Annotated in this window: 20 protein-coding genes; 15 read left to right on the top strand and 5 right to left on the bottom strand. The window is 29.5% G+C overall.

Translation table 11 applies throughout. The features are described from left to right. Window positions 1-126 precede the first annotated feature (126 nt). Both N5E64_RS05810 and N5E64_RS05805 read left to right on the top strand, forming a co-directional pair. Complete coding sequence (locus N5E64_RS05810) at window positions 127-333, top strand: hypothetical protein (RefSeq protein ID WP_280036286.1); 207 nt, start codon at window positions 127-129, stop codon at window positions 331-333. A 7-nt stretch (window positions 334-340) separates the two neighbouring features. Beyond that, the gene (locus N5E64_RS05805) at window positions 341-553 is read left to right on the top strand and encodes a hypothetical protein (RefSeq protein ID WP_280036284.1); all 213 of its coding nucleotides are present in this window, start codon (window positions 341-343) and stop codon (window positions 551-553) included. A gap of 275 nt (window positions 554-828) precedes the next feature. On the opposite strand, the gene N5E64_RS05800 is transcribed toward N5E64_RS05805, so the two are convergent. After that, window positions 829-1,230 carry a helix-turn-helix transcriptional regulator gene (locus tag N5E64_RS05800; RefSeq protein WP_280036282.1) on the bottom strand — a complete coding sequence of 134 codons (402 nt, stop codon included), beginning with the start codon at window positions 1,228-1,230 and terminating at the stop codon, window positions 829-831. Window positions 1,231-1,325: 95 nt separating this feature from the next. Between N5E64_RS05800 and N5E64_RS05795 the strand changes: the two genes are divergently transcribed. The 13 genes from N5E64_RS05795 to N5E64_RS05735 all read left to right on the top strand — a co-directional run bounded on the left by N5E64_RS05795 (window position 1,326) and on the right by N5E64_RS05735 (window position 10,518). Further along, window positions 1,326-1,502: a hypothetical protein gene (locus N5E64_RS05795; RefSeq protein WP_280036280.1), complete on the top strand. Its 177-nt coding sequence runs from the start codon at window positions 1,326-1,328 to the stop codon at window positions 1,500-1,502. After that, window positions 1,499-1,864, top strand: coding sequence for a hypothetical protein (locus N5E64_RS05790; RefSeq protein WP_280036278.1), 366 nt, complete (start codon window positions 1,499-1,501; stop codon window positions 1,862-1,864). The genes N5E64_RS05795 and N5E64_RS05790 overlap by 4 nt, the downstream gene beginning before the upstream one ends. Before the next feature lie 12 nt (window positions 1,865-1,876). Then, a complete protein-coding gene (locus N5E64_RS05785) occupies window positions 1,877-2,224 on the top strand; it encodes a hypothetical protein (RefSeq protein ID WP_280036276.1) in 348 nt (115 codons plus the stop codon). Between the two features lie 18 nt (window positions 2,225-2,242). After that, on the top strand, window positions 2,243-3,085 hold the full coding sequence (locus N5E64_RS05780) for an HK97 family phage prohead protease (RefSeq protein ID WP_280036275.1): 843 nt from the start codon (window positions 2,243-2,245) through the stop codon (window positions 3,083-3,085). Between the two features lie 11 nt (window positions 3,086-3,096). Continuing rightward, the gene (locus N5E64_RS05775; RefSeq protein WP_280036273.1) at window positions 3,097-3,966 is read left to right on the top strand and encodes a phage capsid protein; all 870 of its coding nucleotides are present in this window, start codon (window positions 3,097-3,099) and stop codon (window positions 3,964-3,966) included. 67 nt (window positions 3,967-4,033) lie between these two features. Further along, window positions 4,034-4,636, top strand: coding sequence for a DUF6046 domain-containing protein (locus tag N5E64_RS05770; RefSeq protein ID WP_280036271.1), 603 nt, complete (start codon window positions 4,034-4,036; stop codon window positions 4,634-4,636). A 784-nt stretch (window positions 4,637-5,420) separates the two neighbouring features. Beyond that, window positions 5,421-6,683 (top strand): M23 family metallopeptidase, encoded by a 1,263-nt coding sequence (locus N5E64_RS05765; protein WP_280036269.1) that lies wholly within the window; start codon window positions 5,421-5,423, stop codon window positions 6,681-6,683. A gap of 17 nt (window positions 6,684-6,700) precedes the next feature. Next, window positions 6,701-7,186: a hypothetical protein gene (locus tag N5E64_RS05760; protein WP_280036267.1), complete on the top strand. Its 486-nt coding sequence runs from the start codon at window positions 6,701-6,703 to the stop codon at window positions 7,184-7,186. A gap of 3 nt (window positions 7,187-7,189) precedes the next feature. Beyond that, on the top strand, window positions 7,190-7,708 hold the full coding sequence (locus N5E64_RS05755) for a hypothetical protein (protein ID WP_280036265.1): 519 nt from the start codon (window positions 7,190-7,192) through the stop codon (window positions 7,706-7,708). A 247-nt stretch (window positions 7,709-7,955) separates the two neighbouring features. Continuing rightward, window positions 7,956-9,311, top strand: coding sequence for a hydroxymethylglutaryl-CoA reductase, degradative (locus N5E64_RS05750; protein WP_280036263.1), 1,356 nt, complete (start codon window positions 7,956-7,958; stop codon window positions 9,309-9,311). A gap of 8 nt (window positions 9,312-9,319) precedes the next feature. Beyond that, window positions 9,320-9,751, top strand: coding sequence for a pyrimidine dimer DNA glycosylase/endonuclease V (locus N5E64_RS05745; RefSeq protein WP_280036262.1), 432 nt, complete (start codon window positions 9,320-9,322; stop codon window positions 9,749-9,751). Further along, window positions 9,733-10,230 (top strand): YkgJ family cysteine cluster protein, encoded by a 498-nt coding sequence (locus N5E64_RS05740; RefSeq protein WP_280036259.1) that lies wholly within the window; start codon window positions 9,733-9,735, stop codon window positions 10,228-10,230. The genes N5E64_RS05745 and N5E64_RS05740 overlap by 19 nt, the downstream gene beginning before the upstream one ends. Further along, window positions 10,231-10,518 (top strand): hypothetical protein, encoded by a 288-nt coding sequence (locus N5E64_RS05735; protein WP_125348911.1) that lies wholly within the window; start codon window positions 10,231-10,233, stop codon window positions 10,516-10,518. It begins immediately after the preceding gene. A gap of 34 nt (window positions 10,519-10,552) precedes the next feature. Here the strand turns inward: N5E64_RS05735 and N5E64_RS05730 are convergent, their stop codons facing one another. The 4 genes from N5E64_RS05730 to N5E64_RS05715 form a co-directional block, all read right to left on the bottom strand. Beyond that, a complete protein-coding gene (locus N5E64_RS05730; RefSeq protein ID WP_125348910.1) occupies window positions 10,553-11,002 on the bottom strand; it encodes a hypothetical protein in 450 nt (149 codons plus the stop codon). A gap of 154 nt (window positions 11,003-11,156) precedes the next feature. Beyond that, window positions 11,157-12,197, bottom strand: coding sequence for a PorT family protein (locus N5E64_RS05725; RefSeq protein ID WP_125348909.1), 1,041 nt, complete (start codon window positions 12,195-12,197; stop codon window positions 11,157-11,159). A 29-nt stretch (window positions 12,198-12,226) separates the two neighbouring features. After that, a complete protein-coding gene (locus tag N5E64_RS05720; RefSeq protein WP_115002304.1) occupies window positions 12,227-12,889 on the bottom strand; it encodes a hypothetical protein in 663 nt (220 codons plus the stop codon). After that, window positions 12,873-13,448: an RNA polymerase sigma factor gene (locus N5E64_RS05715; protein WP_180905452.1), complete on the bottom strand. Its 576-nt coding sequence runs from the start codon at window positions 13,446-13,448 to the stop codon at window positions 12,873-12,875. Before N5E64_RS05715 ends, N5E64_RS05720 begins: the two co-directional genes overlap by 17 nt. Window positions 13,449-13,522: the final 74 nt, after the last annotated feature.

The following is a 13,522-nucleotide window of genomic DNA, read 5'->3' as shown; positions in this document are numbered from 1 at the left end:
CATACCGATAATGTTTGTAAGATTATATTATATACATTGTAATTAATTGGTAAACAATAAAATAAATATAAAAATATTTGTTTATATAAATAGAAACATGTTATTTCGTGCAATTGAATAAACTAAATGGAACAAGATAATTTTTATAAAGGTTTAGATCTAAGAACTGCAAGCCAAAACGATTTTTGTAAACTATTAAAATTAACGCCTGTTCTCGTAAGTGTTGACCTAATAAAAGAGGTTGATATAAGAGTAATAGAATTATTTGCCTTTGCTGAAAATTACGAGTTAAAAGAGTTGTTTGATAAATTAAATAAATTATACCCTAATTAGCAATAGTATGTCTGCAATTATAGAAAAATATAAAAACCAAATAGATTATACAGGAAGCGAAAAAGATAGATATGCAAGCCTTGTATTTAGTTGTTTAATGCAAATAGGTAAACCTTTTGAAACGTTGTTAGAAGAGGCAGAAAAGCAAGGTAAAAAAATAAAACTAATTGATGAATTAGTTGACGAAATTACAATAGACAATGTAATGATTGAAAATTAAATACTTCTCACATTCATTTTAAACTGACGCATCTATATTTTTGTAGATGCGTTTTTTTTTGGTTAAAACATTAGTTCCTGGTCGGGTGTGTTGAGGATTTTGTATAATGTTGCCCTTGAAATTGGGTAAACAGGTTTTACGTGTTTTTTTAGAGTTGTTGTAAGTGGTATGTCTGGGTGTGCATGTTTCTTGTATAACTCTTTTATTAATCGGTAGCGAATTTTGGTACTTGTGTGTGTTACAGCCATTTTGTATTGTTTTTTTACAAAAATAACCTATTTATCTATATTATCAATTTTGTATGTTATTTTCAATAAGTCTTGTTTTGCACTATCCAAAATATTTATAAGAGCTTTTTTTTCATTTGGCAGTAAAATATCTCTATTAATGATTTCTACAATAATATTCAATGTTTCAATATTAATTTTATTAAAATCAATAATTGAATTATTATCATTGCTTTCATTCCAAACATTATTGACAATATTAAATACAAAATTAGGCTCTATTTTATATACTTTATATAATGAATTTACAAACTCAAAAGATGGTAAAGTATTATTTGATTCCAATTGTGCAATATAACTTCTACTAAAATTCAAGCTATTAGCAAAGTCTGTTTGTGATAGTCTTAAACTCTTTCTTATTTCCTTAATAATTTCACCTGTTGCTTTCAATACGCTACATTTTTTTAAAATAATTTGTTTTAAATGATTTTATTTATATACATTTGTTAAATATAAATACATTTACAACTAATAAAAAGTTAATAATGAGTAAAAGTACAGAAATAATGTTAACACAACCAAGAGGTTTGCAAAAAGAAATATCAAAAAGAACAAAATTAACTCCAAAAACTGTATGTCAATACTTTAAAGGTCGTAAATGTTCACTTGATACTCAACTTAAAATAAAACAAGCAATCAAAGAGATAGAAGCGGAATTATGATAAAAAAAAGAATCCACAAAATATTAGAGGTTAGAAAAGTTCAAAAAGAATATTTCTATAAAAAAATAGGTATGACCTCTGCTAATTTTAGAGGTAAAGCGGTTGAAACTCCTATTAATTCAAATGCTTTAAATAATATAATTTCTTTATTTCCAGACTTAAACATTCATTGGTTAATTACAGGAAAAGGCGAAATGTTTTTTAAAGATAATCAAACCAAAATAAGTATCGATACTAAGGCTCAAAAAGACTCATTAAACAAGCTGTTTTATAACTACATGGAGTTAACAGCCGACACAAACAAAAATCAATTAACATCAAACGATGTAAGAAATATCAAAGAATTACTAAACAATTTATAAAAACACACAATTATGACAAACGCATTAATTATCAATAGCAACGCATCTACGCAAAATGTTTCTCCAGTAGTAAACGACACAATAGATGTAACAGAGGTAAATCTACCACACGCAATAGTAACAGAGGTTTTACTAAAAAACGGAAAAACTGCACAGGTTATCACATTGTTTAATCAAAACGATTTGAATTGTGAAGAGGTTCAAGTAGGTGTATTGGATAGTTTAAAAAGATTAGAAAATACAGAGGCTTACAAAAGTACTTTTTGCAGTGGTGCAAAAAAAGGGTTTTTAACGCCTGTATGGTCGACAAGTTGGAATACTATACAGCATTACAGATATGAGAATAAAGTTCAATCATAAAATTAAATTAATAACACGATGAATAAACATTCATTTATTTTATCCGACGAGAGTGAAAACTCTCGCGGATTTTCTGTTTTAACAGACGGAATAGATTTAAGCCTATTTCTTAATAATCCTATTATGTTGTATAGACATAACAGAGAGAATTTAATAGGACGTTGGGAAAACATTCGCAAAGAGGGCAAACAATTAATTGCAGACGCTGTATTTGACACTAATGATGAATTAGGGTCAAAAATCTCCCAAAAAGTAGAAGACGGATTTTTGAGAGCTGCAAGTATCGGTTTGCTACCATTGGAGTGGGACGTAACAAAAACAATTGTAACACAAAGTAGAATTTACGAGGCTTCTATTGTAGAACTTCCGTCTAATGGAAATGCAGTAAAACTTTATAACGATGCAGATATTGTAAGGTTAAGTTTTGATACTGATGATACAGATAGTTTTTTAAATCAAGTCTTAGCAGTTTTAAAACTTCCTGCCAAAACAGACCCTAAAAAAGCGATTGAAGTATTGAAAAAAATTATTGACAATCAAGATGCAGAAAAAAACAAACAAGGTTCACAAGTAATTGAACAGGCTTTAATTGCTGGTAAGATTACCGCACAAATGAAACCACGTTTTGAAAATATGCTAAAACTCGATTTTGAGGGTACAATTGCAATTTTAGAGGAAATGAAAGGAAAACAAAATTTAAGTTCTCAAATTTTGAATACTGACAATGATAATAAAGGTTTAGATAAATCTAAATGGAAATTAGACGATTATCGAAAATATGCACCTTTAGAGTTAAGAGATAATCCAAACCTTTATCAACGATTAGTTGCAGAGTATAACAAAGAAAATAACAATAATTAAATATCAACACAATGTCATTAAACAAGCAAATTTGGATAAACCATATTTTAAATAATTTTTATCCTCAAACATCATTTTTAAACTTTACAACAGATTTTTCTGCATTAGTAGAATACGATAAACTGCATTTAGCAGAGGTTGGAGTAGATCCCGAAGTATTTATAAATAATACAACTTATCCAATTGCAGTATCTAAAAGAGATGATACGCCTTTAGAAATTGAATTAGATTTATTTGAAACTACAAATACACTTATTCGAGAACCCGAAGCGATAGAATATGCATTTGATAAAACAACCTCTGTCATTTACGGACATCAACAAACACTAAGAACGGCAACAGCCAAAAAAGCGGCTCACGCATTTGCTCCAACAAAAGACAGTGAATTTACACCCGTAATTTCAACAAGTGGAGCAACTGATGACGGATTTAAAAAATTAACTATTGCAGATATTTTAAAATTAAAACGTCGTTTTGATGCCTTAGATTATCCAACAGATGAAAGGTATTTAGTTTTAGACCCAAAACATACAGAGGATTTAATTTTAGAAGATACTAAATCATTCAAAGATATTACCGATTTAGTGAATGGAGTTCCGAAACGTTTTGCAGGTTTTAATATTTTGGAGTTTACAAAAAATCCGAAATATGATTCTACTACGTTAGAAAAAATTCCATTTGGAGGAATTGATACAAATGCTTCTGTTTGTTCTTTTGCTTTCTGTAAAAGTGAAGTTATGAAAGCAGACGGAACAATGAAAATGTATGATACATTACACGACCCAAAAGAACGTGCAACGATAATCGGATTTGATAAGCGTTTTATAGCTTTACCTATAAGAAATAAAGGTATTGGGGCAATTGTATCAACTAAAGCATAAGAATAGTTTAAAAGTTATTTAAAAGCCATTTAATTATGGCTTTTTTTATTCAAAAAAAATCAAAAGAATGAAACCAATAGTAAAACCAGTTGAAATTTTTCAACTTCTAAAAAAGTTTGAAGGTCAAACAAGAGTTAGAGTAAATCAAGAAAACAAAGGTTTTCAAGAACAATTTTTCCCGCTTTGGTTTGAAGTTCCAGAGGAATATCTACCAAAAGATAATAAAACACCTATTAAATTTTTGTTTCCTTATGAACCTATGATAGATATAAGTGTTAATAAAAAAATAGTTAAAAGATATGTGCAAAAAGGTAATCATAACGGCTCTGTTAAAGAGTATGTTGGTATTGATGATTGGAGTATTAGGATTATTGGCGCAATAATGGATGATGATGCAAAAATGTTTCCAAGAGCTGATATGCAAACGTTAAATAATTTCTTTCGTGATTATCCTGTAATTAGAGTTTTTTGTGAGCCTTTCCAACTTTTAGATATACATTACATTTGTATAGAATCTATGTCTTTTCCATTTACTAAAGGCGAAAATGTACAGGCATACGAAATAAAGGCTGTTAGTGAATCTTATCGTACACCTCTTTTAACTGAATATGATTCATACGGAAGAATAGTTGATATTATTTATGTAAATAGAAGACTAAATAAAGAATAAAGTTTAAAGATATAACCCTATTAATTAATTTTATATCTTTGGGTAATTAATGCGTTTGTAGCTAAATTGTGTTATGCTACAAATAGAGTTTACAGGTATTTATTACTTGTAAACTCTTTGTTTTTTATACAAAGGTTAAAATCGTAAAACCCTTAATTTTTGGACATTTGTAATGTAAATTGTGGGTATTTGTATTTCGCGATTATAAAAAATACTTAAATTAATCAAATATTTGTAATTTAATCATTTAAACAATACAAATTACATTTTTTACAAAAAGTGACCACAAATGTCCGGTTTTGTCCACTTCTGTCCTCCAGTATTTTTATCAACAATATGTTTTAGTTAATTGAAACTCCTATACAAACCTCTGTATATCTATGTTTCACATCATCTCGAAAAATAGCTCATTTTACTCTTGTTCGACCATCGTTCGACAAACTTGCGGAAAAATGCACCTTTGCGAGGACAATGGTCGAAGAACGGTCGAAGAAAACACGAATAAACTCTGTAGAGATTTATAAAAAAAAATAATAATGTTGCAGTAAAAAATTAGTACGAAAGAAAAATAATTTTGTCTGATATGAATACCTTCACTCAACGATAAAATGCGTCTTTCAGAGCATTTTAAATTACAAATTTGTTTATTCAAAACTGCACTCTCACGCAATCAGTGTTTTAACCTAAAAATCTTTGGTGTATAATAATGATTATGTAAAGTTAGATTTATTTGGAATTTTTATAATTTATTGTATTTTTAGCGTATTATTAAACACTAAAATTTATGAATAAATACTCTCTAAAGTACATACTGATGTTTATTTCTTGTTTGTTTATCATTAACAGTTGTTCAACTGATGATACTCTTATTGAAATAACGCAGAAAGAAGAAAAAAAAGCTTTTGCAAGTTTTTCCGAAGAAAACAATAAATCTTATAAAACAAGTAATATTGATTATCAATATGCTTTGAAGTTTTCTTATTTATTACAAAGATATGATAGTCTACATAATACTAATGTTTCTGGTTTAGTAAACTCAATCAATACTGTAAAATATAATAAACTTACTAAACAAAATTTTATCATAGAGAATAAAGATTTCTATGTTGAAACAAGAATGTATTCTAAATTAGTTGAAGAATCAAATGGAAACAAATGGATTGTTTTTCCGAAAATACAAAATAATAGAATTAGTAGTTTTTTGATTGGACTTTTATCAAAAAATAAAACAGAAGTTAACTTTTATACTTTTGATGATAATTCTGATTTTTATAAAAATAATATTACTGCTTATCAAGATAGATATAATACTATTATCAATTCATCTAAGCAAAACAAAACTTCAAGTGGAGGATTTGATTGTGGCACAGATGATTTAGAACCCTGTAATTTAGAAGGCCCTATAATAACACCTAATCCTGGTTCTGGAGGTCCTATTTGGCCTGGAGGAGGTGGTGAAACTGGCGGTGGAGGCTGTGAAATATATCAAGATTGTGATAATACTTATAACCCTGATTCAGGAGGAGATAACGGAAGCAGTTCCAATCCTTGCCCTAAAAATCCTTTAAAGACAATTAATATTGCATCTTCTGGTGCTAGTGGAAAAAATGGAGGAAGATATGGATATACAAGAAATGGTAATAAGAAATTTCATGATGGACTTGATTTAGCTTCTTCACCAGGAACTGATCTATATTCTATGCATAGTGGTTATGTTTCTGATATTAGAAATTCTTTCGAAAATGGAGAATATAAAGCTAATTCATATGGTAATTATATAGAAATTACATCTACTATTAATGGAGAAACTATAACTATTAAATACAATCATTTAAACAAAAACACTAATCCAATGAAAACAGGAGATGCTGTATCAGCAGGTCAATTAATTGGAAAAACGGGATCTACAGGAAACGCTGCAGCTAATGGTGTTACTCCTCATGTTCATATTCAAACAAAGAAAAATGGAAATAAAACTAACCCTGAATCTTATATTGGTGCTAAATTTGATTCTAATGGAAATACCGTTTCAGACGGATGTAAATAATTAACATATATAATATAATGAAAAATATAATAACAGCTATTTTACTATTTGTTTTTACAAATGTATTGGCACAAACCCATATAAGTACATCTAATGTTTTTTTAAATAATAGTATATCTTTAAAAAATAACATCACTACAACTGTATTAAAAAACACTATTGGAAATCCTCTATCTACGGAGTCCATATATAGTGAAATTGATGATGCAAATATGCTAAGTTATATTTATTCTAATGCTAGATATAACTTCATTAATGATAGTTTAGTTTCATTTGAATTAAATATAAATTCTATAATAAAAATAAACAATACAATAATTACTGTAGGTAAAACATTAGATTCAGCAATAAATGAACAGTTTAAAGTTTTTAAAACAACAAGTCAAGGTGTAGAATTTTATAAAATACCGCTTTCAATTGATAATATAGAAATGGATTATTATATTTTAATAAATATAAATTCTTATAAACAAGTGTCTAAAATAATGCTTTGGTATCCGTAATTAATGAGAAAACTAATATTTTTAATCACAGTTATTATTCTTTTTTCTTGTTCTGAAAAAAAAGAATATATTCATAATATTCTTAATTTAAAAGACGATATTTCTCTAAATGACAATTCTATATTCGAAATAAGTAATAATAATATACTAGAAAGGTATGGAAAACCAATTAATATCTCAACTTCAGAATATGAGTGTGGTTCATATTCAAATGAAACTCAAAATGTATTATTTGAAATAATACATTATTCTGGTTTTGAATTAATAGGTTCAAAAAAAAGTTTTTATTCTTTACATAATATTGATTTTAAAACGCTTCCAAAAAATAAAATTTTCAAGATTAACAATATAATTTTGAATGAGGAAATGACTCGAGAAAATATAATTAAAGGTTTTGAAAAAAAATATGATTTTCAAAAATATGATAATTCTTTAGTTTTTCCGACTAATTCTGATTTTCAACTTGTCTTAGAGTTTAGAAACAATAAATTATATAAATGTTATCTAAATGAGAGCTGTTAATTAGTACTACACTATGTTCTTATAACACCTTTTATGTTAAGTAAAAGGTGTTTTTTATATTTTAGAATATCAATTTTCAAGTGGATATTTTCTTCAAAAAGTTATAGTACAATAACTAATTCTACATTTATTGTGTTTAACCAAATCCACTACTCTACTAAATCGTTAAAAATTAATCAAAAAACAGAAGAAGTATCTTATAACATTCAAAACGTTTGTACTTTTGTCTTATAAAAAAATATCCAATATGAAGCATCAAGCAGTAGAAGGTTTTTCGAAATTATCGAAAGAAGGAAAAATTGAATGGGTTGTAAATGAATATTTGAATGGCGATGAAAAAGCAATTCAAATCATGAAACAATATTGGAATGACGATGCAGATTTGCAAAAACTGCACGACGAATTTTCAGAAAATACAGTTTCTAATTTCTATATGCCGTTTGGTTTAGCACCAAACTTTTTAATCAACGACGAATTATATGCCATTCCAATGGCGATTGAAGAGTCGTCTGTTGTTGCTGCGGCTTCTAAGGCTGCAAAGTTTTGGCAAACACGTGGTGGTTTCAAAACAACTATTTTATCTACAACAAAATTAGGTCACGTTCATTTTATGTACGAAGGTGACAAAAAAAAGTTACAAAATGCATTTGAAACAACGATTAAAAATCAATTAATCGAAACGACAAATGATATCACAAAAAACATGCGTGCGCGTGGTGGCGGTATTTTAGCTTTAGAATTAATTGATAAAACTGCTGATTTAGAAAACTATTATCAAATAAAAGCGTCTTTCGAAACAATGGATTCGATGGGTGCAAACTTTATCAATTCATGTTTAGAGCAATTTGCCAAAACATTACGCAACGAGATAGAAGCTGATTCTACTTTTACAGATGATGAAAAAGATTCACTTCAAATCGTGATGTGTATTTTATCAAATTATACACCAGATTGTATTGTTCGTGCAGAAGTTTCTTGTCCTGTTGAGCAATTGGCGGAAGGAAATGTAACCTCAGAAGAATTTGTAGAGAAGTTTTCTCGCGCTGTAAGAATTGCAGAAATAGAGCCTTATCGTGCAACAACGCATAACAAAGGAATTATGAACGGGATTGATGCGGTTGTGATTGCAACAGGTAACGATTTCCGTGCTGTAGAGGCTTGTGCGCATACGTATGCCGCGAAAGATGGTCAATATTCTTCGTTAACACATTGCGAAGTAAAAGATGGAATTTTCCGTTTTTGGATTGATTTACCAACTGCGCTTGGAACAATTGGTGGATTGACAGCTTTGCATCCATTAGTAAAATTAGCGATGGGAATTCTTGGAAAACCGAATGCTAAAGAATTGATGGGATTTGTTGCTGTTGCTGGTTTAGCGCAAAACTTTGGTGCGTTGCGTTCTTTGGTTACAACAGGAATTCAGAAAGGTCACATGAAAATGCATTTGATGAATATCTTAAATCAGTTAGAAGCAACCGAAGAAGAAAAGAAATATTTTGTCAATTATTTTAAAGATAAAACAGTCTCTCATCACAATGTTATCGAAGAATTTTGCAGATTACGTGGTGTAAAAAATGTAGAAGATATTAAAAAAGATAAATAATCTAACAAATGCGAATTTGGTCTGTTCATCCGAAGTATCTCGATGCAAAAGGAATTGTAGCACTTTGGCGCGAATCGCTTTTGGCAAAAAATGTTTTGGAAGGCAATACAAAAGGTTATAAAAATCATCCGCAATTAATTCGTTTCAAATCAATTGAAAAACCGCTTGAAGCGATTAATCAATATTTAGCAGAAGTTTGGGACGAAGCCACAAGACGAGGATATAATTTTGACCGAAATAAAATTGATTTTGATTTTACAAAGATTAAAATTGAGGTTACAACAGGTCAAATGCAATATGAATTCAACCATTTATTAAAGAAGTTAGAACAAAGAGATCCTGAGCGATTCAAACAATTTGAAAACCTCAAAATGGTTGATTGCGCGGAGATTTTCGAAGTAAAAGAAGGAGAAATAGAAAAATGGGAGATCATTTCTTAGAAGAATATTTTGCGAAAGCAAAAGAAAAACAACGTGAACATAAAAAGTTTTTGGAGAAGTTGAAAAAGAAACCGCCTAAAAACTTGGATCAAAAAATGGAAGAAATTCACGAAGATGTTTTCAATCGTATTGATTGTCTTTCTTGCGCGAATTGTTGCAAAACAACGGGTCCGCTTTTTACGCAAAAAGATATTGAGCGTTTAGCGCATGTTTTTCGTATCAAACCAAGTCAATTTATTGATAAATATTTACGAATTGATGAGGACAATGATTACGTTTTGCAACAAGTTCCTTGTCCATTTTTGGATAGTGAAAATTATTGTTTGGTTTATGAAGATCGTCCAAAAGCTTGCCGTGAATATCCACATACAGATCGCAAAAAGTTTTATCAAATTAATCATCTTACCCTAAAAAATACGCTAATTTGTCCTGCAACTTATGAAGTTGTCGAACAAATGCAGAAAGAAATAAAAGTATAAATGGAAACACCTCTAAAAATAATCGCATTTATTATGTTGATATTTCCGACGATTTATCAAGGAATTGCTGGATTTAGAACCAAAGATGCTACTGTTGTAAAAAAAATTGCTTGGCGCGCCGTTTTGATGCAAATCATGGGAACGCTTTTGGCTTATTTTATCTTCATAAAAATTGGTCAAGACAAACAAGTTGCCATTTATGTTGGCTTTATGTTTTTTACGTCGCTTGCAATTTTAGTGCTGATTCAAAACATTTTGATTTACTTAAAAAATAATAGTAATAATTAAAACGTCGTCTATGAGCGACGTTTTTTTAATATCATTAAGCTAATAAATTAACGTATTGTTCTGCTTTTTCGGTTAGTTTAGTTTTTACTTGATCATAATTTGAATCAAAAAAACTTCGTAATCTGAACTTTGATTTTTTGGTTTGAATAGTTAGAATTTGATTGCGATTCAAGCGAAAAATGTCTTCTTCTTCGTACAAATAATAAATTGCTCGATATGGAATTTCATCTTTTTTGAAAATTGTTCTGATTTCGAACGTTTCTTCTTTTAACGTAAATAAGGTCAAATTAAACGTTAAATCGTATAAAATAGACATCGATGCAAGTAAAGAAATCATGAAAACGCCAATGCGTAAAAAAGGTTCGTCTATCCAAAAATTTCCTCCAAACCAAAAAGCTTTGACAAACGTGAAGTTAACCATCATTAATAATAGAAAAATGATGATGAGAAGAAGTGTTTGCCAACTAAGTTTAGATTTTACCATCTCTCATTGGATTTGTACTAATTTACAATTTTTTTGAACAGGTTTAGAAAATTTTTCTACAAATAAAAAACCTCAGATAAATCTGAGGTTCATTATATTAAAAAAAATGTTATGTTATAAAATTTCAATACTAAAACTATGATTGAGATAATTGTTATAATCCAAGATTTATGCCAAACTGAATCATTTTACGATTATCAAATGTATTATCTTTAAAATAATTATTAAAATCCTTTCTCACAAAGACATCAATCAATCCTAAACCAATTGTTACTTCGGCTCCGTAGATAAAATTATTCACATTATAATTTCCACGATTTTTGCTGCGAACACCATCTCCTTTGTAAATATTATTCGATGATAACAACGTTCCTCCATACATATATGCTGCGATATAGTGTTTTCCTTGCGGACGATATGCAAAATCTTCGGTAATATTTTTGACTTTCGAAAAGTTGTATTTAAATCCAACTGGAACCATAAAATAAGCCGAGCGCAACTTCGATTTGTCTAACGATTTGTCATGTTTTATTAAACCAACATCTCCATTTTCATCACGATTAAAACGCATATCATCGTCAATTCTGTAAGTTCTCCAAGAGAATAGTGCTCCTGCTAAAAAGTTAACTGGACTCGTTAAGGATAATTGTCTTTCGTACATTAAACCTGCCGTAATATTACTTGAAAACTTTTCGTGTTTGTTCAATTCTTCGTCTTTTTTACCTGTAAACGCCATGTATCCAAAAGAAGCATAACCGTTAATTTGATTCGCAATTCGGTAACGTTTCGTCACATCTTGTTTTGTTTTTGGCGTAATTGGATCTTCGCCATTCATAATCGAAAATGCAACTTGTTGTTTGATGATATCATCTAAGTTAAAATTCACTTCCTGAATACGATCATTTATCGTTCCCGAATACACATTTGCAATCGCTTCTTTCTTCGCTGTAGCCTCAGAAGCATTCAGTTTTCCTTCTGCTAATTCTTTGTCAACTGCCGCAATTTTCTTTTCCATTGCAGATTTTTCTTCCTGCACAATTTGACGAATCACTAACGTAAATTCGCTAATGCGATCTTTTACAATTGGACTGATTTTTTCGTCATTTTTATCATTCAAATCAAATGTAAATTTTTGAGCATATAGTGATGTAGCTGATAAGCATAATAATCCTGCTACGATAAGTTTTTTTATCATAATCTTGCTAATTTAGGGATATTAATGTTTTATTTGAAGCCGATAGAAACCACGCGCGATTGGTTTGACTCCTTTAGATTTTCTTTATTTTCGATCGAATACAACAACATATTTGGATCTACAAAATTCTTATTCTTTTTGTTCACTTTTACAGAATCTAATGTTGTGTTAGCTGCAATATTTTTCTTTGGTTGAGCTTCTGATTTTAAATCTTCTTTCTTCTCTACAATAGCTTCTTTCTTCGTTGGAAAAGCCATTTCAACTTGTTGAGATTCTTCGTTTATTGCCACTTGAACTTTACCATGTTGAATTGGTTTCTTCTCTTCTTGTGTCTGAATTTCAACTTCTTTTTTAGAAGAATCAATCTTTTCATTATTCGCTAAAATCGATTCTGAAGAATGAACTGTATTAGAGTCTGATTGAATTTGTTGCGGATTATTTTGTTCCTGATGATTTACAAATTCTTTTGGTTGATCATCTTTCGATTGATTCGAGAATAAATAAATTGATGTAGAAACCGTAAATAACGCCACAACCGCAGCAGACAACCACCATTTAAAATTTGATTTTTGTGGTGATGGAGCGACATCCATACGAGCTTGAATTCTGTCCCACGCATCATGAGAAGGATTCAATTCACGATTTTCTAAATCGTCTTTTATATAGTTTGATATTTTATCGTTGTTTTTCATTTGTCATTTTCTTTTTACTTAGAACAATTTCTTTCAGTTTTGCCTTTGCTCGAAACAATTGCGTTTTGCTGGTCGAAACCGAAATATTCAGCATTTCTGAAATTTCTTGATGCGAATAATCTTCGAGAATATGAAGATTAAACACCAATCGATAAGGTTCTGAAAGTTGATCTAACATGTCTTGCACATTAAAATTTAACCACGTTTCCTCTACTTCTTCATCCGCTTCATCATAATTAGAAACTCTTACATCATCAACATAAATCAATGTTTTATTTGCACGTAAAAAAGTTAAACATTCGTTGACCATAATTCGACGCATCCAACCTTCGAAACTTCCTTTATTTTGAAATTTCTCGATATGATTAAAGACTTTACAAAAACCATTAATCATACAATCTTCTGCATAATGCATGTCTTCGATGTAGCTTCTACAAACGCTCAGCATCTTTTTGGAGCTTTGTTCGTAGAGTTCTTTTTGCGCCAAAGCATCGTTCTTTTTTAGTCGTTCGACTAAAATTTCTTCTTTACTTTTTCGATTTAGTACAAATAATTTCACGTGTGTTAATTGCTTTCTTACTTAATAGACTCAAGGTTTGTAAAAAGGTTACAGAAAATTAAACTTTTTTTTTG

This window comes from Empedobacter sp. GD03739 (genome assembly GCF_029843245.1).
Lineage (GTDB): Bacteria > Bacteroidota > Bacteroidia > Flavobacteriales > Weeksellaceae > Empedobacter > Empedobacter falsenii_B.
The sequence above is the reverse complement of the archived record's forward strand: the minus strand, read 5'-3'. Positions and strand labels throughout refer to the sequence as shown.